We start from the raw sequence: 20,827 nt of genomic DNA, 5'->3' as shown, positions 1-20,827 counted from the left end.
CCCCCCCCCCCCCCCCCCCCCCCCCCCCCCCCCCCCCCCCCCCCCCCCCCCCCCCCCCCCCCCCCCCCCCCCCCAAAAAAAACAGCTGCGGCAGGCTAGGCCGTGACGGTCAGGCGCAGGAAGCGCTTCTTGCCCAGCTTGATGACGTATTCACCGGCAGCCAGGGGCGACATGGCGTCGTCGCAGCGCTGGCCGTCCACGGACAGGGCGCCTTCCTTGATGAGGCGCTTGGCTTCGCCGCGGCTCTTGACCAGACCGGCGGCTTCCAGGAAGGCGGGCGGGGTGCTGTCGTCGCCCTGGGCGCAGGTGTGGCAGGGGGCGTCGTCCGGCACGCCGCCGCTGGCAAAGACGGCATTGAAGCCCTGGCGGGCCTCGTCGGCGTCCTTTTCGCTGTGGTAGCGGCTGACCATTTCGTGGGCCAGCATTTCCTTGGCGGCCTTGGGATGCACGCGGCCCTGGGCCACGTCTTCCTTGAGGGTGGCGATCTCTTCCAGAGACTTGAAGGACAGCAGCTCGTAATAGCGCCACATGAGCTCGTCGGAGATGGCCATGACCTTGCCGAAGATCTCGGAGGGAGCTTCGTCGATGCCGATGTAGTTGCCGTAGGACTTGGACATCTTGCGCACGCCGTCCAGGCCTTCCAGCAGGGGCATGGTCAGGATGCACTGGCTTTCCATGCCGTAGTGGGCCTGGAGGTTGCGGCCCACCAGCAGGTTGAACTTCTGGTCGGTGCCGCCCATTTCCACGTCGGCCTTGAGGGCCACGGAGTCATAGCCCTGGCAGAGGGGATAGATGAATTCGTGGATGGAGATGGGGCGCTGCTCGCGGAAGCGCTTTTCAAAGTCGTCGCGTTCCATCATGCGGGCCACGGTATAGCTGGAGGCCAGACGGATGAAGTCCGAGGCGTCCATCTTGCCCAGCCAGTGGGAGTTGAATTCCACGATGGTCTTTTCGGGGTCGAGGATCTTGAAGACCTGCTTCTTGTAGGTCTCGGCATTGGCGATGACCTGTTCCTCGGTCAGGGGGGGACGGGTCTCGGAGCGGCCGGTGGGGTCGCCGATGCGGCCGGTGAAGTCACCGATCAGGAAGATGATCTGGTGGCCCAGTTCCTGAAAGTGGCGCATCTTGTGCATGACCACGGTGTGGCCCAGATGCAGGTCGGGAGCGGTGGGGTCAAAGCCCACCTTCACGCGCAGGGGCGTGCCGCGTTCCAGTTTCTTGCGCAGTTCCTTCTCGTCAATCAGTTCCGCCACGCCGCGCTTGATCACGGCCATTTGGCGATCAATATCCATCATCGAACTTGTCCTTGCGTGGAGTTGGCCCGTTACGGGCGTTATCCCGGCAGGATAGCCTCGGCAAAGCGGGGGTGTCAATGTCCCGCAGGGGAAAAGGACGAAAAAGGGAGGCATGCTCCAAGGGAGGGAAAGGCCGTGCCCCCGGGCGGCAGGGAAGGCTGCGGACCGGTGGTGCGCAAGGGATGGCGGGAACGGGGAACAGGCGTCCCGCGCGGCTTCAGCTCCGTCGCGGGCAGGGCCCGTGGGGAAGGAGGACAGCCAGCGTCGTTTTTTGGGGAGGGACGCGGGCAGGCAGGGACGCCGCGGCAGGCGGGCGGCGGGCAAGGAGAGGGCAGAAACAAGGAGCGCCCGCAGGGACGGATGACGCTCGAAAGGGAAGAGACGAGGGAAGCGACAAAGGTATCTCTTCGGCATGCCCGGGGACGGGAATGAAAAAGGCGCCGACGGTTGCCCGTCGGCGCCTGACGTTGCCCGCCTGGAAAGGCCAGACCGGGAACTAGCCTTCCTGCTTGACCTTGGACTTGGTCATGGCAAGGCCAACGCCTTCAAACAGCTCGAAGATAGCGAAGCCATACCAGAGCGTGTAGATGACGTAGAAGATCAGCATGCCGCTCATGAGCCAGATGTGATCCGACACCTTCACGGGTTCCACGCTGTAGAAGTTGTTGCCGGGTTCCACGGCGCGGCGCAGGACCTGGTCAACGACCTGGGCCTCGGCGATCAGGCGCTGCTTCTGCAGTTCCTTGATGGAGGGGCTCAGCACATACCACCAGGCCGCGGCGGCCTTGAGGGCATGGGTGCCGTCGTAACGGGCGCTCACGGTGGCGGCGTCGTTGTGGTACAGGCTGTCGGCGTCGGTGGTGGCGGCGTTCAGCATGGCGGCCAGGTTGCCTTCGTAGGAGACCTTGGCGCCGTCAGCGCTGGCGGTCATGCCGGCCTTGGTCAGCACCTGCACGGCGGTCTCGGCCAGTTCGGCCTTCTTCATGGTCACGGTGACCTTGACGTTGACCTTTTCCACGGTCTTCACATGTTCACGCACGCTGGGGATGAAGTAGGAAGAACCCTTGGAGAGTTCGTTGAACACGTTGTCGGCGTACTGCAGACCGGTCAGGTGGTTGCCCTTTTCATCCTTCATGATGGGAGTGAGCAGCACACAGAACAGGACCAGGAACGAGACCAGCAGGATGGAACCCCGGACAAAGGGGCCTTTTTCATGAATAAGCATAATTAGGCCTCCCCTCTGAGCTTGCCGAGATTAAGGAAGAACTTGCTGAACACCCAGAGGCCGAAGAAGGCCACCACAGCCCAGAAGATCACGTTGCCCACGCTTTCGATGGTGTTCACCACGGACATGGACCAGTCGAGGTATTCCATTTCGACCAGCTTCTTGGGCAGGGTAGCGGCGCGGTTGATGAAACCGGAGATGATGGACACGGCGTAGAAACCGCGGATGTGCACGCCCTTGACGACCTTGGTGGTCAGAGCGCCCACCTGGATGCCCAGCAGGGAACCCAGCAGCATGCCCACGGCCAGGGTGTAGAACACGTAACCGTAAATGGCGTACTGGCCCACGGAAGCCAGACCGGCGGTGAAGATGATCTGCAGGATGTCGGTACCCACGGTGGTCATGGAGGACACACCGAAGATGTACACGAACATGGGGAAGGTCACGAAACCGCCGCCCACACCCATGATGGCGGCCAGCATGCCCACGACCACGCCACCGGCGGCGACGATCCAGCCGGAGATGCGACGGCCACCAGGCACCAGGTCTTCGTCAAAGGTGATCATGGGGGGCACGTTCAGGCTCTGCAGCTTGACGGAAAGGCCGGTCATGCCGGCGCTGCCGCCGTGAGCGTCGCCGCTGTCGGCCTGGGTGCCGCGGGTGGCTTTCAGGAAGTCGAACAGGGCGTAGAAGCCCAGGAAGCCCAGCAGCACGGCGTAGATGGTGCTGATGAACATTTCGGACAGCAGCGGGTCGGCATTGTACAGGCCCTTGTTGATGGCGCCGCCCACGAAGGTACCGGCACCGGAGCCTACCAGGAACGCGATGGCCAGTTTGACGGACACGTTACCGAGCTTTTTGTGGACGGTGGTGCCCATGATGGCCTTGGCGAAGATGTGGAACAGGTCCGTACCGACGGCCAGGATGCCCTTGACGCCCGCGGCCATCAGGGCCGGGGTGATGATGAAGCCGCCACCGGCGCCGATGCAGCCGGTGATGAGGCCGGCCGCCAGACCGACGGCGATGGAGGCCAGGAAAATGGTGGTGGTGTAGAAGGCCGGCGCATACGCGCTTTTGCCGCCCAGCATTTCGTGGGCTTCATAGGCTTCGGCACCGCACACAAGCAGGATGGGCGCGGCCAGGGCCAGCAGGAACAGCATCTTTTTGCGGTTCTTGATGATGGACGTGGAGACTTCCAGGTCCCATTTGGCGTAGGCCTGCGAGCTGCTTAACAGAAATTGATACAGTGATCTGCCAAAACTCATAACTCCTCCCGGTATGTTTGCCGTCAAAAACAGCAAAAAACATGCCATTTGTGCAAAAAATCCCAATCGCCAGCTAACATGCCGTAACCAAAAGAGATACGAAAAACAAAAACACCCTGCTCCCCTGATGGGAAGCAGGCTGTCAGATGTCAGCTTTTTTTACAGTTGCAAAAAAAAGCTACTTTTTGTTCAAACCTTCGCTCTGTCCGAAGATGACCAGTTCCAGCCAGTCCAGAGCAAAGTCCAGCGTGGCTTCGTCGGATTCCATGACGGCCTTCTGGCGCTCTTCGGTGATCTCCACGCGGCGGAAGATGCCCATTTTTTCGATGAGTTCGCGGAACTTGTCCAGCTGGTAGAGGCAAAGGATGACCATGGTGGCCATGCGCGGTTCCAGCGGCTTTTCCGTGGCCTTGACCATGGCCATCAGGCGCATGTAGCGGTCATTGGCGGCATTGTACTCGTCCAGTTCCTGGCTGGCCAGCCAGGTCTGGGCCGTCCATTCCTTGCCTTCGTCAAAGCCGTGGCAGTGGGGCTCACGCACCAGGAAGAAGCGTTCGTCCACGCCCTCGTGGCCCATCTTGGTGCCGCGGCCCAGGGGGTAGAAGCGGCAGGCGCCGGGGCGGTTCTCGTACACGGAACAGCCGCCGGGCGTCACGAAGGGACAGGGCTCGCCGGGGCCTTCCAGCATGCGCAGCAGAGGCAGGGGGAAGCCCGTGTCGGGGAAGGTGCGCATGCGGGTGAAGTCGTTGAGGAAGGCCTCGCTGGGCATGTTGTTCATATGGCGGCGCAGGCGCAGCACGTCATAGGGGGTCAGGGGCAGGGTCAGTTCCGCACAGCAGCGGTTGAAGCAGGGAACTTCGGGATGGCAGGCAAAGCAGAAGGTCTTGCCCGGTTCCAGCTCGGGCAGGTTTTCCATGAATTCGCGGCTGGCGTCTTTTTCCATGATGCGTTCTCTTGTTGGAAGGTTGTGGGAGCGGGACAGTGCTTGGGAAAAATTTCCCTAACGCACGCTGTCCTGCTTGCTTGTATCCTCTTCCGGGGTTTGCTGCAAACTTTTTCGTTCCGGAAGACGGGCTGCGGTGCCGGGGGACGCGTCGCAGCCTCTTGGCAGGGCATGTCCGCTGCGGTGCAGACATCGCGTGCGCTTCTGCCGTAGCGGAGCAGGAGCTTCCCCCCTTGGCCGGTTCCGCGGGAGGGCCATGCCGTCCCTTTTATGCGGAGGGAGCGGCCATGCAGCGTGTGCCCGGACCCCTGTTGGGGAGAACGAGTGTCCCCAACATGATGCAGCGCCGGGACTGCGGAGACCTGCGCAGGGGGCTGCAGGGCGGGGTCCTCAGTCGCGACGGCCCGGACGCCAGGAGCCGTCCCGCTGGATGCGGGGCCGGGGCAGACGGTGCTGGCCTTCGGGACGCAGATGGTGCTTGTTGCGGAAGTCGTCGTAGCCCTTGCGTGCGGGATTGCCCTGCCATTGCCGCTGGACGGGACGGGCGGAAGACCGGACGGAGGACGAAGGCTGCCGGACAGAGCCGGTCGCGGCGGCCACGCTGGTGACGGAGGACGGGAGAGGGCCGCTTTCTGCGGACACCTGCGCGGCGAAGGCGGGAGCGATGCCCAAAAGGCAGAGGACGGTCAGCAGGCGGAGAGGCTGGCGATACATGACGGGACCTCGTGGCGGGGGACAGAAGGGGAGAGAAAACAGCCATCTTGAGGGGGCGCCCCGTGTCTGGGCATCCGGCTTTTGAAAAAAAGGCCGGAAACCACCGGACGAGACGACATGATCATGGCCTTTCCCCGATAACAAAAAAGCGCCCCTCTCCCGCAGGAGATGCCGCTGCCTGTCCTTTCCCATATCCCCCAGCCCCGAATGGCGGGTTGTGGGGAGGGAGGGGGTGCGGGGGAGGGAGCCCCTTTTTGCCGCGAGCAAGCGACCGAAGGCGGCCTGCAAGGGCCGTGCCCGTTGCGACGAAGGAAGCTACGGGCATCGACAGCAGAGATAAGGGGGCCCTCCCCCACAGACATTTTTTCGTCAGGCCCTGCTAGATGACCTTGTTCAGGGCGTATTCGATGATGCCTTCGGCCCCGGCGTCGCGCAGACGGGGGATGAGGTCGCGCACCACGTCGATGTTGACCACGGTTTCCACCGAGAGCCAGGCTTCGTCGCGCAGGGGCGAGACCGTGGGCGAGTTCAGGGAGGGCAGCATCTCGAGGATGGCGTCCAGGTTGGAGGCCGGGGCGTTCATCTTGATGGCCACCAGGCTTTCGGCGCGCAGGGCGCCCTGCAGGAGCAGGGTCAGCTGGTCGATCTTGGCGCGCTTGCACGGGTCGGCCCAGGCTTCCTTGTTGGCGATGATGACCGGGTAGGAGCACATCACTTCGTCGATGATGCGCAGGCCGTGGGCCCGGATGGTGGTGCCGGTCTCGGTCACTTCCACGATACCGTCGGCTAGGCCTTCCACGACCTTGGCTTCCGTAGCGCCCCAGGAATAGAAGACGTTCACGTCCACGCCCACGCGCTTGAAGTAATTGCGGGTCAGGCCTTCCAGCTCGGTGGCGATGCGCTTGCCGGCCAGGTCCTGCGGGCACTGGTAGGGGGAGTCACCGGCCACGGCCAGCACCCAGCGGCAGGGGCGGTTGGACGTCTTGGAGTAGACCAGATCCGCCACGTGCACCACCTTGTCTTCATGACCGCCTTCCGTGAGCCAGTCCAGGCCGGTGATGCCCACGTCCAGGATGCCCGCGGCGATGTAGCCGCCGATCTCCTGCACGCGGCACAGCGAGGCCGTGATCTCGGGGTCATTGATGTCCGGGAAATAGTTGCGCGTATGCTTGCGGATCTTCCAGCCGGCGCGCTCGAAAAGGTTGATGGTGGCGTCTTCCAGCGAGCCCTTGGGCACGCCCAGTTTGAGGATGGCCTGCGATTCTTCGCTCATCGTGTCTACTCCGGCAGGCGAAAGGCCTGCTGCTGTGTTGTTTGGGCCATGCGCCGCATGGCTCCTTCCCAGAGACGGGCCCGAGGGCCCGAAGAAAGCATCGTGTGGTCCCGGCTACTTGGTGCCGTAGACCTTCCGGGGATCGAAGACCACGGGGGAGCACTCGCGCACCACGCCGTTGTCCCATTCCCGGTAGAAGCAGGAACGCCGTCCCGTATGGCAGGCCGCGCCGCCGATCTGCTCGATCTTGAGCAGCACGGTGTCGCTGTCGCAGTCCAGGCGGATGGAAAGCACTTTCTGTACGTTCCCGGACGTGCCGCCCTTGTGCCAGAGTTCCTTGCGGCTGCGGCTCCAGTAATGGGCCTCGCCGGTTTCCAGGGTACGTTTCCAGGCTTCTTCATTCATATAGGCCAGCATGAGCACTTCGCCCGTGGCCGCGTCCTGCGCGATGGCGGGGACCAGTCCCTTGGAAAAATCGGGACCGAAATCCGGCTGTAGTTGCGCCATGGCTCCCTCCGAATCAAAAAAACATGCTCCGGTGCCCCTGTCCGTACGGCGGGTGCGCCGGTGAGGCCTTTCAGGCTAGCCGCATTCTTGCCCGGACGCAAGCGGCGCCCGCATCCGGCGGCCTTTTTTCACAGCCTGTCCGCTGCCGGTGACAGCCTGGCGACGCCAGGGTGACAAGAGCCGTGCCCCGCGCCTTTTTGCCGCCCCTGCGTACGGGGACGCCTCGGGCGCTGCCTGACGGAAAGGTGGGCGGGCTTTCAACAACGGGGCCCGCCCTGCACCCGGCAAAGGGGGCGCCCCTGTCCGGCCGACGCCATCGCGAAGGCCTTTGCAGGCCGCGCCCGTGCCCGCCGCGGGAGGGCCCCGGCGGCGCCTTGCGCATGGGCGCCGCTTGTGGCAGGTTAGTACGTTTCCGACATCAAAAGAATAACCCATCCGCATCGGCGGCAGACGGGATCCCCCCGGCCGCCGTGCGTCAGAGAGCCATCATGTCCGACATCACCGATCCTACCTGCCCCGCCTCCGCCGGAGAGGCCGCGCAGGAACAGGCCGCCCCTGCGGCCGAACTTTCCACCCCCGGCGCTTCCCTTGAGAATTTTTCCGTGGCCGAGCCCGAGAACGCCCTGCCGCGCGCCACGCTGGAGACCCTGCCCGAGACCATCGCCGCCGCCTGCGGCCGTGCGGGCTGGACGTCCCTGATGCCCGTGCAGTCCCTGGCCCTGCCGTACCTGCTGGAAGGCCGCGACATCATGGTGCAGTCCCGTACCGGCAGCGGCAAGACCGGCTGCTACCTGCTGCCCCTGGTGCCGCGTCTGGATCCCGAACTGCACGCCGCCCAGGCCCTGATCCTGGTGCCCACCCGCGAGCTGGCCGTGCAGGTGGAGCACGAGGCGCGCACCCTGTTCGAAGGCACGGGCATCCGTCCCGTGGCCGTCTATGGCGGCGTGGGCTACAAAAAGCAGATGGACGCCCTGCGCGACGGGGCCCAGCTGGTGGTGGGCACGCCCGGCCGCGTGCTGGACCATCTGCTGCGCCGCACCCTTTCGCTGGACGATCTGGACGCCCTGGTCTTCGACGAAGCCGACCGCATGCTGTCCATCGGCTTCTACCCCGACATGAAGGAAGTGCAGCGCTACCTGCCGCGCCGCCGCATCCACACCAGCATGTTCTCGGCCACCTATCCGCCGCACGTGCTCAAGCTGGCCGGGGAATTCCTGACCGAGCCTTCCATGCTCTCCCTCTCGCAGAAGGAAGTGCATGTGGCCGAAGTGCAGCATCTGTTCTGCCAGAGCCGTCCCATGGACAAGGACCGCGTGCTGGTGCGCCTGCTGGAGACCGAGAACCCGGCATCGGCCATCATCTTTTGCAACACCAAGGCCAACGTCCATTACATCACCGGCGTGCTGCAGGGCTTCGGCTACAACGCCGACGAGCTGTCGGCCGACCTTTCCCAGGCCCGTCGCGAGGCCGTACTGGACAAGATCCGCCAGGGCAGCCTGCAGTATCTGGTGGCCACGGACGTGGCCGCGCGCGGTATCGACATCCCGGCCCTGTCCCACGTTTTCCTCTACGAGCCCCCGGAAGACCATGAGAGCTACATCCATCGTGCCGGCCGCACGGGCCGTGCCGGGGCCGCCGGTACGGTCATCTCGCTGGTGGACATCATGCAGCGCATGGAACTGGAGCGCATCGCCCGCCATTACAAGATCGCCCTGCGCGAGATCCCCGCTCCCACGGACGAGGACGTGGCCGTGGTGGCCGGTGCGCGCGTGACCACCCTGCTGGAGAGCCGTTTCCGCAAGCTGACCGGTCTGGAGAAGATGCGCGTGGCTCGTTATGCGCCGCTGGTGCGCGAACTGGCCAGCCAGGCCGAGGACGACGAGAACGGTCTGCTGCTGGCCATGCTGGTGGATGCCGCCTATCAGGAGAGCCTGGGCCATGTGCAGCAGCTGCCCGAAGGCCGCAGCGAATCTTCCCGCCGTGGTGACGGCGAGGGCCGGGGCCGCAAGCGTTCCTCCCGTCGTCGCCGTGATCGCGGGGACAAGGCCGCCGAGGCCGCCGCTCCCGCCGTCGAGGCCGTCGCGGACGCCGCGCCCGCGGCGGATGGCGGGGATGCTCCCGCCCCTGCCGAAGGGGAGGGCACGGCCAAGCGCCGCCGTCGTCGCCGTCGTCGCAAGCCTGCGGCTGAAGGTCAGGCAGAAGCATGAGCAGTCTGATGGCCGTCCGTGCCGATGCGGTACGGGAGGCCCTGGACAATTTCCCCGTCCTGCTCCTCGATCTGGATGCGGGACGGGCCCTGCACATCCTCGGTATCGGCCGTCTGCAGTTCCGGCGTCGTGCCCGGCTGCTGGCGGAGTGGCGCGGCCTACTGGGAGGTGCTGGCCGAGCGGGGCGATGCGGACTTTCGTCCCGTGTCCCGTTTTCTGGCCGCTGTCTTTTTCGAGGACGAGGCCCGCGCACAGGCCATGGCCCTGCGCCTGATGCTGCATGTGCGGCAAACCTATCAATCCATTTTCGACCGTCTTATCTGAGCAACTGGACCATCATGGAAACTTCCCCTTCCGCGTCTCCCCGCGCCACGGCCGTCACCATCGGCAATTTCGACGGCGTACACCAGGGCCATCAGGTCCTCATTCGCCGTGCGCTGACCTACAGCCAGCAGTTCGGCCTGGATTGCGTGGTCATCACCTTCTGGCCGCATCCGCGCGTGCTTTTCGGCAGGCCGCATCAGCCCCTGACCAGCCGGGCCGCCCGCATGCGCCTGCTGCAGGGCCTGGGCGATCTGCGTGTGCTGGAGCTGCCCTTCACCCACGAGCTGGCCGCGCTGTCGCCCGAGGAGTTCGTCCGGCAGCACCTGCTGCCGCTGCGGCTCAAACATCTGGTCATCGGGCATGATTTCACGCTGGGGCGCGGCCGCAGCGGCCAGCCCGATGTGCTGCGTGCCCTGGGCGAGAAGTACGGCTTTGACGTGGACCAGCTGCCGCCGGTGGAAGTGGGCGGGCATGTGGTCAGCTCCACCTGCCTGCGTGAGCTCATCGGCAAGGGCGATGTGGCCACGGCCGCCAGCCTGCTGGGCCATGCCTACGGCTGCGAGGGCCTGGTGGTGCACGGCGAAGGCCGCGGCACCGGCCTGGGCTTCCCCACGGCCAACATCGCCATCCCGGACACCATGCTGCCCGCACCGGGCGTCTACGCCACCCGCGTGGTGGTGCCGCACCTGGGCAAGACCCTGCAGGCCGTGACCAACATCGGCCGCAAACCCACCTTCGGGGATTACGGCCTGAGCATCGAGAGCTTCCTGCTGGATACGGATCTGAACCTCTACGGCAGCGAGCTGCGCCTGGACTTCGTGGCCCGCCTGCGCGACGAGAAGCGTTTCGACTCCGCCGATGCCCTGGTGGCCCAGATCCGCACCGACGTGGCCCGGGCCCGCGATCTGCTGACCATGTATTTTTAGAACAGACGGCGATGGTATAGCGCACCTGAAATGGCGGGGCTGCCCTGCGGGGCGGTATCCTCATGCCAGTGAGACCGGCGTGTGACGAGAGAGCGTCATGCGCCGGTTTTTATTTGGGAAAGGATGTATTGCGGGACTGCTGCGAGGTAAGGGTTGCCCGATACGGAGCGGCCATCAGAGGCTTGGTTGCCGGTGCGTGGCAACAGACTGTCGAAGGACGCTAACATCCCGTTTCGGCAGGTGGATTGTGGCCTGTACGATATCGGAGAACACTGACACTGGTCGTGCTGTTGCTCGCAGGCAGTTTTTGTGCTTGAGTGGTAGCATCTTTTTTCTGTGATACCAGCAGCGCTGACCATGAGGTAATCTATGGCCGACATCGTACACCTTGATGGCATCTGGACAAAATTCCTTGAACTCTGGCCTGTGGAAAAAGTGCGAGCCATGACGCTGGAACAGTACCACTCCCTTAATGATCCTGCCTGTTTCCAGCGCTGTCTGGAAAGCATGGCAGGGATGTTGGGCTCTATACGCGGAAAAAGTGCTATTAAGTTTGGTATTTATGAACGTAACGATAAAGATGTTCCTAAAGAAGATACCAGCCATTACGCCTATTCTGATACCTATGCCTGGCGGCCAAGTCTGGGAGGCTCTCCCGAAGAAGCTTTCGCGGCTGTCAAAGAAAATATCCTCAGCATCATCGAAGCGATGCAGAATCGCGATTTGGATGCGGTGTCCCATGATGCCTTATGGCCCATGATAGCCTGGAAGATAGCCTTCCTCTATCAGGACAGGAATGATCCGCAGGTGTTATCTGTCTATAAGCGTGCGAAGCTCATCGCAGCCTTGGGTGATGATGCTGTCAGATTGAGTACGGCGGAGTTGTATCGCCGCCTCATGGCCCGGCGTAACGGCAAAAATCTGCACGAGTACAGCGAGGAGATCTGGAATATGACATCCCCGAAAGCCGGTGATAGCAGAGAAGAGACTACGGGCATGCCGCAGCCGACAGCGTCAGAGCATCCCATCCCCCTGAACCAGATACTCTACGGCCCTCCCGGTACGGGCAAGACCTACGCCACAGTGGAAAAAGCACTGGAAATATTTGCCGCTGCGGGTATGCGGGATGTAGGCGCTACTCGGGAAAAGAAGAGGCAGCGCTTTGACGAGCTGGTCGCTGACGGCCATATCCGTTTCGTGACCTTCCACCAGAGTTTCAGTTACGAGGATTTTGTGGAAGGCATCCGGGCTTCCACCGATGACGAGGGCAGGATCAGCTATCAGGTAGAGGACGGCATCTTCAAGGAATTGTGCCGGGAAGCGCACGAGGCCGCGAAGACCGGCAAGACGACGCCCTATGTGCTCATCATTGATGAAATCAACCGGGGCAACATCTCCCGTATCTTCGGCGAACTCATCACTCTGGTGGAAGCGTCGCACCGGGCCTGCCTGCCCAACAGTCCGCACACGCGGGACAGCATCAGCGTGCGCCTGCCGTATTCTCGTGACCTCTTTTCAGTGCCGGAGAATGTCTACATCATCGGTACCATGAACACGGCGGACCGCTCCCTTACCGGGCTGGATGCGGCCCTGCGGCGGCGTTTCTCCTTTATGGAGATGCCGCCTCGCCCTGAACTACTGGAGGGCAGCCGTCTGCAGGGGACGGAGTTTTCCTTGGCTGACTTGCTGGACCGCATAAACCGCCGTATCACCGTGCTGCTGGATAAGGAACATCGTCTTGGTCACGCTTGGTTCATGGGGCTTGGAACGGTGGTGACGGCGGAGGCGCTGGCGATCGTGTTCCGTAACCATATCCTGCCCCTGCTGGAAGAATACTTCTTCGAGGACTGGGAAAAGATCCGGTGGGTCCTCAATGACCACCGCAAGGAGCTGGAAAACCGTTTGTTGCGGCAGGATGAGGGCGATCCGCTTGAGCTATTCGGAGAGAATGTCCAGTTGCCGGACATAGGACAGGTCTGGCACTGGAATGAGGACGCCTTTGAAAATATGGATACTTATGTCCAGATCATTAATGTGGGATACAAGTCGGAAAAAATTGATGAGGAAGATAATTTTTTTAAATTTGATAGCGAACATGAAAAATCATTCAAAAAAGAATATTCATATGATATTTATAGGATAAGAGAATATACAGACCCTCCCAGATATATATTAATTATAAATGGTAGAGTAATACCTCCTGAGGAACGTAAATTGAAACATGAACTACGTCCTATTGCTAAGAAGCTAGGTATTGATCTTGCACATAATGCACGGACATATGACTTTGTAACAACTATCCTCAAAACGTGGCAATCTTTGAAAGAACAGGCATGACCTTCATCACCATCCGTGAATACGGCTGTTTGACCACTGCTCCTGTCCCCGTCCCTACGCTGGACAGGGCCCAGGTCACGCCCTCGGCCTTTGACTGGCTCTGCCGTTTTGGCGAGCAGGAAAAGGATGTGGCCACCCTGCGGACAAGGCAGACCTTGCAGTGGAAAAGTTTCGTGGGTGTCCTGCGCACGCCCTGCGGGCTGGAGTTGGAGATACTGCCCAAGACGTACTCTGAGGTGGATGACGCGGCGGCCTGCCGTGCGCATCTGGTGCGTATGCTGTCCAAAGTGCTGGATGTGACCTGTCGCGAGACGGGCGAGGCCGACATCAGCCTGTTGGCCCTGCCGCTGACGGAGTGGGTGGCAAGACAGTTCTTGAGGCATGCGCATGTCCTTGTCCGGCGAGGACTGCGTTTCGACTATCAGCGGGTGGAAGAGGAAGAACCTTACCTGCGTGGCCAGCTGGACGTGCGACGCCAGATCGGGCAGTTGCCGCACCGGCGGCATCTGTTTCACATCCGGTATGACGTGTTCAGCGCGGACAGGCCCGAAAACCGCCTTCTGCGTAGCGCGTTGGACGTGGTAGTGGCCAATGTACGGGCACCGGAAAACTGGCGTCTGGCCGCGTCTCTGCGTCCTCTGCTGTCTGCCGTGCCTCCCAGCCAGAATATCCGGGCAGACTTCGCCCGCTGGCAACAGGACAGGCTCATGGCCGATTATGCAGCTGTACGGCCGTGGTGCGAGCTGGTGCTGGGTAAATACATGCCCAGGGGCATTGCCGACCATCAGCGCGGCATCAGCCTTTTGTTTTCCATGCATGAGCTTTTTGAACGCTATGTGGCTCAGGCTTTACGGAATCGGCTCATGCCCGGGGCCCGCATGGAGATACAGGCATCGGGAAGGGCCCTTTGCTCGCAGGAAGGTCGCGCGGCCTTTATCCTTCGGCCTGACATGGTCATCCGCTACGGACAGGAGGCCTGGGTACTGGACACCAAGTGGAAGCGTCTCGGACAGGGTAGCGGGGAGGACGGCATCAGTGTCCAGGATGTGCACCAGCTCTATGCCTACGGCTGGCAGTGGTTGGGCGGGCGGGGAGATGTCGTGCTTGTCTACCCTTGGCATGCGCATTTCCCGCATCAGCCGCCCTTCCTTTTCCGTCCGCCACTGTCATTGCCCAATGCGCCGGCCCTGCGTTTGCTAGTGGCCAGCTTCGACCTGTCCACAGATAGCTTGTCGTGTCATAACACAGCGGGCGATTGGTGCCCTTGGTTACATACTGCTTAGCCTCTGCTGAAAAGCGGAGATTGTACGGGCACAGCTTATCCTACCTGCATCAAGCCGCCCGTAGTCCGTTTTGATTCCGCTTAAATTGAAAAATTTTTTCTGTCAGGCTGTTGAGGCCAATGCCTTTCGGTTAGATGAGAGACCACCCGCATCTTGGGTGGTCTCTCATTTTGGGTAAGCCCTGGTCTTTTTTTCACGAACTATCGGCGGGCTGATAGATTGAGAATTTTTTCCCAGATAGGTTGCAGGCAGATGTTCCGTTTTGTCATGAAAAAAGGAGTCTGCCATGCCTGAGCAAACCTCTGCCGGTTCCGGTTCGTTTTTGCAGTACCTGGCCGGGAACCTGCGCCGCAACGGACGCAGCCCCGTGCGTGTCTACACGGGCTTCGTCATCGCCTGGGCGCTCTTTTTCCTTTTCTGGACCGTGCTGCCGCCCTTCCCGGGCCTGACCCACAACGGCATGGCCGTGCTGGGCATCGTGCTCTGGGCCAGCGTCATGTGGGTCAGCGAGGCCATGCCCACGGGCATCACCGGTATCTCCATCCCCACGCTGCTGCTCATCACCCAGGCCATCCCCTGGCAGGGCGGCAAACCGCCCATGTCCATCATCTTCGCCGGGTTCACCAACCACGTCATCTGGCTGTGCCTGTTCGCCTTCCTGGTGGGGGCCGTCATGCAGCTGGTGGGCCTGGACAAGCGCATCGCCCTGGGCATCCTTGCCCGGCTCAAGGCCTCCAGTGTGGGCCGCGTCATCTGGGGCATGTTCTTCGTGAACATCGTGCTGGGCTTCCTGGTGCCCGCGGCCAACGCCCGCGCCGCCACCCTGCTGCCCGTGGTGCAGGGCATCTGCCGCCTGCTCGGTGATACGCCGGAAGAACGCGCCGCCAAGAAGGCCATCGTCATCCAGTCCCTGGTCTACGGCTCCATGATCTGCGGTATGTTCATCATGACCGCCCACCTGCCCAACATGATCATGGTGGGTATCTTCGACAAGGCGGGCTTCAGCAACCTCAACTACCTCAACTGGATGCTGCTGCAGGCCCCCTACCTGGGCATGTTCGCCCTGACGCAGGCCTGGATCCGCTGGCACTTCGGCACGCGCAAGGTGCATATCGCCGGCGGAGTGGAGGCCCTGCAGAAGAAATACGACGACCTCGGTCCCATGACCATGCCCGAAAAGGTGCTGCTGGGCATCTTTGCCCTGGCGGGCATCATGTTCATGACCGGCAAGGGCAGCTTCATCGCCGAGCTGCACCACCAGCCTCTGGGCGTCATCGGCCTGCTGGGCATGCTGGTGCTCTTCGCGCCCGGCCTCATGCCCTGTTCCTGGAAGTCCGTGCAGGAAAAGACCATCTGGGGCACCTTCCTGCTGCTGGGCGGCGCCATGACCATGACCACGGCCATGACCCAGTCCGGTCTGGCCCAGTGGCTGGCCGACCACATCCACGCCTGGGTGGTGGGCATGAGCTGGTGGCAGGCCATCCTGACCATGATGGTGGGCACGCACATCATCCGCCTGGGCATGCTTTCCAACGTGGCGGCCGTGGCCATGCTGGCGCCGGTGGTCTTTGCCATGGCGCCCAAGCTGGGCCTGCATCCCGTGGCCTTCACCATGCTGGTCTGTGACACGGATACCTTCGCCTACATCCTGCCCACCCAGATCACCGCGGCCGTCATCGCACACGGCACGGATACCTTCTCTTCCACGGACTACGCCCGTGCCGGCTGGGTCTCCGTCTGTATCGCCATCGCCTATGGCCTGCTGGTCATGGCTCCCTGGTACGCCCTGTGGGGCATGCCCGTCTGGGACGCCAGCGCCCCCTGGCCCTTCTAGCCCTTTGCCGACCTGCCGGGGCGGTATGGCCCCGGCTCCAACAGCTTTTTACAGGAGAACATCATGGCCAACATCCCTGCGGCGCACATGCGCCAGTTCACCCCTGAAAACCTGGACGATATCGAGACCGTCGTCGTCGAGACCGACCTGCTCATCATCGGCGGCGGCAATGCCGGCTGCTTCGTGGCCACGGAAGCCGCCCTGGTGGACCCCAACGTCCGCGTCACCATCATGGAAAAGGCCGAGATCATGCGCTCCGGTGCCTGTTCCGCCGGTATGGACGCCATCAATACCTACATCCCCGAAGGCAAGACCCCCGAAGACCTGGTGCGCTGGAGCCGTGCCCAGGTGGGCGGCGGCCCCCTGCGTGAGGATCTGGCCCTTTCCAATGCCCGCGAGCTCAACGAGTCCGTGGACGATCTGGAACGCTGGGGCCTGCCCATCCTGCGCGACGAGCAGGGCCGCATCCGCTACCGCGGCAAGTGGGACATCTCCATCCACGGCGAGCAGCTCAAGCCCATCATGGCCGAGAAAGCCCTGGAGAGCGGCGCGGACGTCTACAACCGCGTGACGGCCACGGCCCTCATCATGCACGAAGGCCGCTGCACCGGCGCCATGGGCTTCGGCGTGCGTGACGGCAAGTTCTACATCTTCCGCGCCAAGGCCACGGTGGTCAGCACCGGCGGGGCCGGTACCCTGTACAAGTCCTATACCGCCGACAGCACCGACAGCGGCGCGCAGATCTGGATGTGCCCCTACTGCGTGGGCACGGGCTACGCCATCGGCTTCCGTCAGGGCGCCGAGCTCACCAGCCTGGAACAGCGCTGGGTGGCCACGCGCACCAAGGACTTCTGCGGTCCGGTGGACACCATCTCCGTGGGCTACGGCGCGCCCATCATCAACGCGCACGGTGAGCGCGTCATGAGCCGCTACGAACATCTGGGCGGGGACGCCGCGCCGCGCTACATCCGCGCCAATGCGCCCATGGAAGAATGGCTGGCCGGTCGCGGCCCCTGCTATTGCGACACCACCCACCTGACCCCCGAAACGGCCAAGGCCATGATGGAGGACTACCTCAACGAGCGGCCTTCCTTCGTGCTCTTCCTGGCCAGCCGCGGCCAGGACGTCACCCGCGAGCCCATCGAGATCTACGGTTCCGACCCCTACATCCTGGGCGGCCATACCGGCGGCGGTTTCTGGGTGGACATGCAGCGCATGACCACCATCCCCGGCCTGTTCGCCGCGGGCGAGACCGCAGGCGGCAACCCCAACAAGTTCGTGGGCGGCTGCTGTGCCGAAGGCAAGCTGGCGGCCCGCGGGGCCATCGCCTACATGAAGGATCTGGAGCTGCCGCCCCTGGACATGGCGGCCGTGGAGCAGGAAAAGGCCCGCGTCTACGCGCCCCTGCTGGCCCGGGACGAAGACGGCGTGCGCCCCGTGGAGATGAAGGAACGCCTGCAGCGCCTGATGGACGAATACGCCGGCGGCGTGTCGCAGTTCTACCGCACCAACGAGGAGCGTCTGGACTACGCCCTGAAGCACATCGCCATGCTGCAGTCCCAGTTCGGCTACCTGCGTGCCCGCGACCTGCACGAGCTCATGCAGGCCCACGAGACCATGGACAGGGTCGATGTGGCCGAGGCTGTGGTCCATCACCTCAAGGCCCGCAAGGAGACCCGCTGGGCCGGCTGGCAGACCCGTTCCGACTATCCGGAACGCGACGATGCCAATTTCGACTGTTTCATCGAATCCCGGCGCGATCCCGCCACGGGCAAGGTGGAGACCTTCACCCGTCCGTACGAGCAGCTGATCCCCGGTGACCGTTATACCGCGTAAGCAAGGAGCCAACCATGCCCCCGAGAATAGATCTGAACAAGTGCAACGGCTGCGGCGGCAAGCCCGAGACCGCCTGCGAGATGGTCTGCCCCGGCGACCTCATGATGCTGGACCTCGAGACGGGCAAGGCCCGCTGCCGGGCCACCGGCGAATGCTGGGACTGCATGTCCTGCATCAAGGTCTGTCCCACCGGTGCCCTGCAGACGCGCATGCCTTACCAGCTGGGCTACTACAAGGCCAGCCTGCGCCCCATCATGGGCAAGGACTGCATCACCTGGAAATGCCGTGATATTGACGGAAATGAATATACATATAAGTATGTCAACCGGATACGTCACTAGAACACGACACGGCTAAGGCCGGGTCCGGGAACGCGCTGCCGGTGCGCCGCAATGTCTGGTTGCGGCGCACCGGTTCCGGCGTCTGTACGGCAGACAGGGAACGCCTCTTCACGGGCCTGGTGCACGGGAGGCGGCATGCGCAGTTTCTGGCATCTGGAAAAAGGGGATTTCTTCGACGGCATAGAAGAGTGCAAGGAACACTTTCTGCGCAGTGCCCAGCGCATCGAACTGAAAAAGAACGACATCGTTTTTTTTGAAGGCGACGCGGGCGGGGCCTGTTTTTATGTGGCGTCCGGGCTGCTGCGCATCTTTTGCGTGACCGAGGCCGGAAAGGAATCCACTTTTTTCCTGCGCACCGCGGGTGAGATCTTCGGCCTGTCGGAGGTCCTGCAGGACCTGCCCCGTAAGGTCAATGCCCAGGCCCTGGCCGCTTCCGTCATCTTCCGGCTGGACAGGCAGGCGTTCGACGATCTGCTGTCCCGCAATTACGCCCTGGCACGGCGGGTCATCACCGTCATGGGCAGCCGTCTGCGCTATCTGGGCGACAGCCTCAGCGCCCAGACCTGCGATGTCCACCACAGGGTCGGCCGTCTGCTGCTCTCGCTGGCGCACGAGAGCCTGCGCGACCCGGCCGCCTGGGAACAGCCGCTGGCCCTGCCGGTAAGCCTTTCCCAGGGCCAGATGGCGGCCATGGTCTGTTCCACGCAGCCCACGGTCAGCGAGACCCTGCACCAGCTGCAGGACGAGGGCCTCATCGACATCCGCGGCCGGGGCATCGTCATCAGAAGGCCGCAGGCCCTGCTGGCGGCCCTGGAATCTCCTGCGGATCGCGCTTGAGTCCTGCCGCGCTCCGGCATAAGGTGTCCGCCGGAGGTATCACGATGCTGGCAGACCTGCATACCCATACCAACACGTCCCACGGACACCACAGCGCCGCCGAGATGTACGAGGGCGCCGCCGCGGCCGGGCTGGACCTCTTCGGCCTGAGCGAGCATTCCCCCCTGCCGGAGGAATATGCCTGCAAGCTGTATGTAGCGGCGTTCCCCGGCAATTTCCGCCAGTTCGTCCAGGATGTGCAGGCCTTGCGGCAACGGGAGCTGGAGCGGGAAGACCGGCCGCTGCCCCTGCTGGGGGTGGAGCTGGACTGGCTGCCCGACTACCCCAGGCATATGTGCCGTTTCCTTTCCTGCTGGCCGTTCAGCTATGTGATCGGCTCCCTGCATTATGTGGGGCTCTTCCCGGTGGCGCGTCCCAACACCTGGACCGACGGCCGGGAGGCCGCCTATGCCCGCTACCGGGAATATTATGAAGAGATGGCGCGCATGGCGGCCAGCGGGCTGGTGAATGTGGCCTCGCATCCCGACTTCATCAAGCGGGCCTCCTATGATCTGTTCCATGCGTGGCTGCGCGAAGAGGGCAGTCTGGACGTGGTGGCCGGCGCCGTGCAGGCCATGGCCGATAACGGGGTCATCATGGAAGTCTCGTCGGCCGGATTGCGCCAGCCCTTTGCCGAGCCCTATCCCTGCCCGGCCATCATGCGCCTGGCCGCCGACTTCGGCGTGGACGTCTGTCTGGCCTCCGATGCCCACGACAAGGCCGATGTGGGGGCGGGGCTCGCTGACGTGGCCCGCTACGCGCGCTCCTTCGGCTTTCGTTTCGACACCTTGCCCCTGCGGCCGGACGACATCGCCACCCGGCCCGCCGTGCTGGCGCAGGCCCTGGACTATCTGGACGGCCCGCTGCCGCGCCTGCGTTTTTCGCTGTAGTTTTTCGGGAAAGGCATCCTCTGTCCGGTCCCCGACGGTATGCGGGCGAGGACACACTGAGGCATCATGGCTCCGGCAGCAGCCGGAGCTTTTTTTATGGCATCCGGTAAGGGAGCGGCGGGGATGTGTCCGCACTGTTTTGATGATATGCGGCCCGCCGTTGCCGCAGGACTGTGGCTATCCGGCCCGGGAGGGGACGCTCCTTCCCCGGCCGTTTTTTATGGCCGGTATCAGCTGTGCGGCAGCAGACGGTGCAGCAGCCAGCCCAGGAACGGCGCCAGCAGCAGGACGGTGTACAGGCGCACCAGATGGAAGGCCAGCACGGCAGGGGCGTTGGTGCCCAGGTCGGAGGCCATGCCCACCACGGCCTGCAGGCCGCCGGGGCTGGTGGCCAGGATGGCGCTGCCCGCGTCCAGCCCGGCCGAGCGGCAGATGAACCAGGCCCCCAGGGCACCGGCCACGACGAGCAGGGCCGTGGAGCCGAACATCAGGGGGGCCATGGCGCGGATCTCCAGCAGGGTGCCGCCGGTCATCATGTTGCCGACCATGACGCCGATGGCGATCTGGGCCCCCAGCTGGAACAGATGGGGCGTATCGGTCTCCACATGTCCCAGCATCTTGACGGCCAGCACGGCCACTACGGCCCCCAGCATGGCACCGCCGGGGATATGCAGGAAGAAGAACAGCAGGCCGCCCACGATGCCGCAGGCGATGAGGAGCAGGAAGGTCGTCATGGGTCCTCCATGGGTTG

At 63.2% G+C, this 20,827-nt stretch carries 18 protein-coding genes; 10 read left to right on the top strand and 8 right to left on the bottom strand.

The genetic code is table 11. The features are described from left to right. Nucleotides 1-95 precede the first annotated feature (95 nt). The 7 genes from tyrS to hisI all read right to left on the bottom strand — a co-directional run bounded on the left by tyrS (nucleotide 96) and on the right by hisI (nucleotide 7,222). The gene (gene tyrS, locus HF854_RS08030) at nucleotides 96-1,295 is read right to left on the bottom strand and encodes a tyrosine--tRNA ligase (protein WP_006007781.1); all 1,200 of its coding nucleotides are present in this window, start codon (nucleotides 1,293-1,295) and stop codon (nucleotides 96-98) included. A 496-nt stretch (nucleotides 1,296-1,791) separates the two neighbouring features. Beyond that, nucleotides 1,792-2,520, bottom strand: a complete 729-nt coding sequence (locus HF854_RS08025; protein WP_168935824.1) for a hypothetical protein — start codon at nucleotides 2,518-2,520, stop codon at nucleotides 1,792-1,794. A 2-nt stretch (nucleotides 2,521-2,522) separates the two neighbouring features. Continuing rightward, nucleotides 2,523-3,785 carry a sulfite exporter TauE/SafE family protein gene (locus tag HF854_RS08020; RefSeq protein ID WP_168935823.1) on the bottom strand — a complete coding sequence of 421 codons (1,263 nt, stop codon included), beginning with the start codon at nucleotides 3,783-3,785 and terminating at the stop codon, nucleotides 2,523-2,525. Between the two features lie 178 nt (nucleotides 3,786-3,963). Further along, entirely contained in the window at nucleotides 3,964-4,728 is a 765-nt protein-coding gene (locus HF854_RS08015) for a YkgJ family cysteine cluster protein (RefSeq protein ID WP_168935822.1), read from the bottom strand. A gap of 390 nt (nucleotides 4,729-5,118) precedes the next feature. Then, nucleotides 5,119-5,442, bottom strand: coding sequence for a hypothetical protein (locus HF854_RS08010; protein ID WP_168935821.1), 324 nt, complete (start codon nucleotides 5,440-5,442; stop codon nucleotides 5,119-5,121). Nucleotides 5,443-5,821: 379 nt separating this feature from the next. Further along, a complete protein-coding gene (gene hisG, locus HF854_RS08005) occupies nucleotides 5,822-6,715 on the bottom strand; it encodes an ATP phosphoribosyltransferase (protein ID WP_168935820.1) in 894 nt (297 codons plus the stop codon). A gap of 114 nt (nucleotides 6,716-6,829) precedes the next feature. After that, nucleotides 6,830-7,222 carry a phosphoribosyl-AMP cyclohydrolase gene (hisI, locus tag HF854_RS08000; RefSeq protein ID WP_168935819.1) on the bottom strand — a complete coding sequence of 131 codons (393 nt, stop codon included), beginning with the start codon at nucleotides 7,220-7,222 and terminating at the stop codon, nucleotides 6,830-6,832. A gap of 488 nt (nucleotides 7,223-7,710) precedes the next feature. On the opposite strand from hisI, the gene HF854_RS07995 reads away from it, so the two are divergent. The 10 genes from HF854_RS07995 to HF854_RS07950 all read left to right on the top strand — a co-directional run bounded on the left by HF854_RS07995 (nucleotide 7,711) and on the right by HF854_RS07950 (nucleotide 20,076). Then, a complete protein-coding gene (locus HF854_RS07995; protein WP_168935818.1) occupies nucleotides 7,711-9,429 on the top strand; it encodes a DEAD/DEAH box helicase in 1,719 nt (572 codons plus the stop codon). A gap of 129 nt (nucleotides 9,430-9,558) precedes the next feature. Next, nucleotides 9,559-9,753, top strand: coding sequence for a hypothetical protein (locus HF854_RS12720; protein ID WP_240937696.1), 195 nt, complete (start codon nucleotides 9,559-9,561; stop codon nucleotides 9,751-9,753). A 14-nt stretch (nucleotides 9,754-9,767) separates the two neighbouring features. Further along, nucleotides 9,768-10,679 carry a bifunctional riboflavin kinase/FAD synthetase gene (locus HF854_RS07985; protein WP_168935817.1) on the top strand — a complete coding sequence of 304 codons (912 nt, stop codon included), beginning with the start codon at nucleotides 9,768-9,770 and terminating at the stop codon, nucleotides 10,677-10,679. A gap of 369 nt (nucleotides 10,680-11,048) precedes the next feature. Then, nucleotides 11,049-13,016, top strand: coding sequence for an McrB family protein (locus HF854_RS07980; protein WP_168935816.1), 1,968 nt, complete (start codon nucleotides 11,049-11,051; stop codon nucleotides 13,014-13,016). After that, nucleotides 13,013-14,299, top strand: a complete 1,287-nt coding sequence (locus tag HF854_RS07975; RefSeq protein ID WP_168935815.1) for an McrC family protein — start codon at nucleotides 13,013-13,015, stop codon at nucleotides 14,297-14,299. Before HF854_RS07980 ends, HF854_RS07975 begins: the two co-directional genes overlap by 4 nt. A gap of 286 nt (nucleotides 14,300-14,585) precedes the next feature. Then, the gene (locus HF854_RS07970; RefSeq protein WP_006007808.1) at nucleotides 14,586-16,133 is read left to right on the top strand and encodes an SLC13 family permease; all 1,548 of its coding nucleotides are present in this window, start codon (nucleotides 14,586-14,588) and stop codon (nucleotides 16,131-16,133) included. Nucleotides 16,134-16,196: 63 nt separating this feature from the next. Then, nucleotides 16,197-17,969 carry an adenylyl-sulfate reductase subunit alpha gene (locus HF854_RS07965; protein WP_204626039.1) on the top strand — a complete coding sequence of 591 codons (1,773 nt, stop codon included), beginning with the start codon at nucleotides 16,197-16,199 and terminating at the stop codon, nucleotides 17,967-17,969. A gap of 14 nt (nucleotides 17,970-17,983) precedes the next feature. After that, the gene (locus HF854_RS07960; protein WP_168935814.1) at nucleotides 17,984-18,310 is read left to right on the top strand and encodes a 4Fe-4S dicluster domain-containing protein; all 327 of its coding nucleotides are present in this window, start codon (nucleotides 17,984-17,986) and stop codon (nucleotides 18,308-18,310) included. Between the two features lie 135 nt (nucleotides 18,311-18,445). Then, nucleotides 18,446-19,147: a Crp/Fnr family transcriptional regulator gene (locus tag HF854_RS07955; protein WP_168935813.1), complete on the top strand. Its 702-nt coding sequence runs from the start codon at nucleotides 18,446-18,448 to the stop codon at nucleotides 19,145-19,147. A gap of 44 nt (nucleotides 19,148-19,191) precedes the next feature. Further along, the gene (locus tag HF854_RS07950) at nucleotides 19,192-20,076 is read left to right on the top strand and encodes a histidinol-phosphatase HisJ family protein (protein ID WP_168935812.1); all 885 of its coding nucleotides are present in this window, start codon (nucleotides 19,192-19,194) and stop codon (nucleotides 20,074-20,076) included. A 230-nt stretch (nucleotides 20,077-20,306) separates the two neighbouring features. Here the strand turns inward: HF854_RS07950 and HF854_RS07945 are convergent, their stop codons facing one another. Continuing rightward, a complete protein-coding gene (locus tag HF854_RS07945; protein ID WP_168935811.1) occupies nucleotides 20,307-20,810 on the bottom strand; it encodes an AbrB family transcriptional regulator in 504 nt (167 codons plus the stop codon). Nucleotides 20,811-20,827 lie beyond the last annotated feature (17 nt).

The organism is Desulfovibrio piger (genome assembly GCF_012843875.1).
GTDB lineage: Bacteria > Desulfobacterota > Desulfovibrionia > Desulfovibrionales > Desulfovibrionaceae > Desulfovibrio.
The sequence above is the reverse complement of the archived record's forward strand: the minus strand, read 5'-3'. Positions and strand labels throughout refer to the sequence as shown.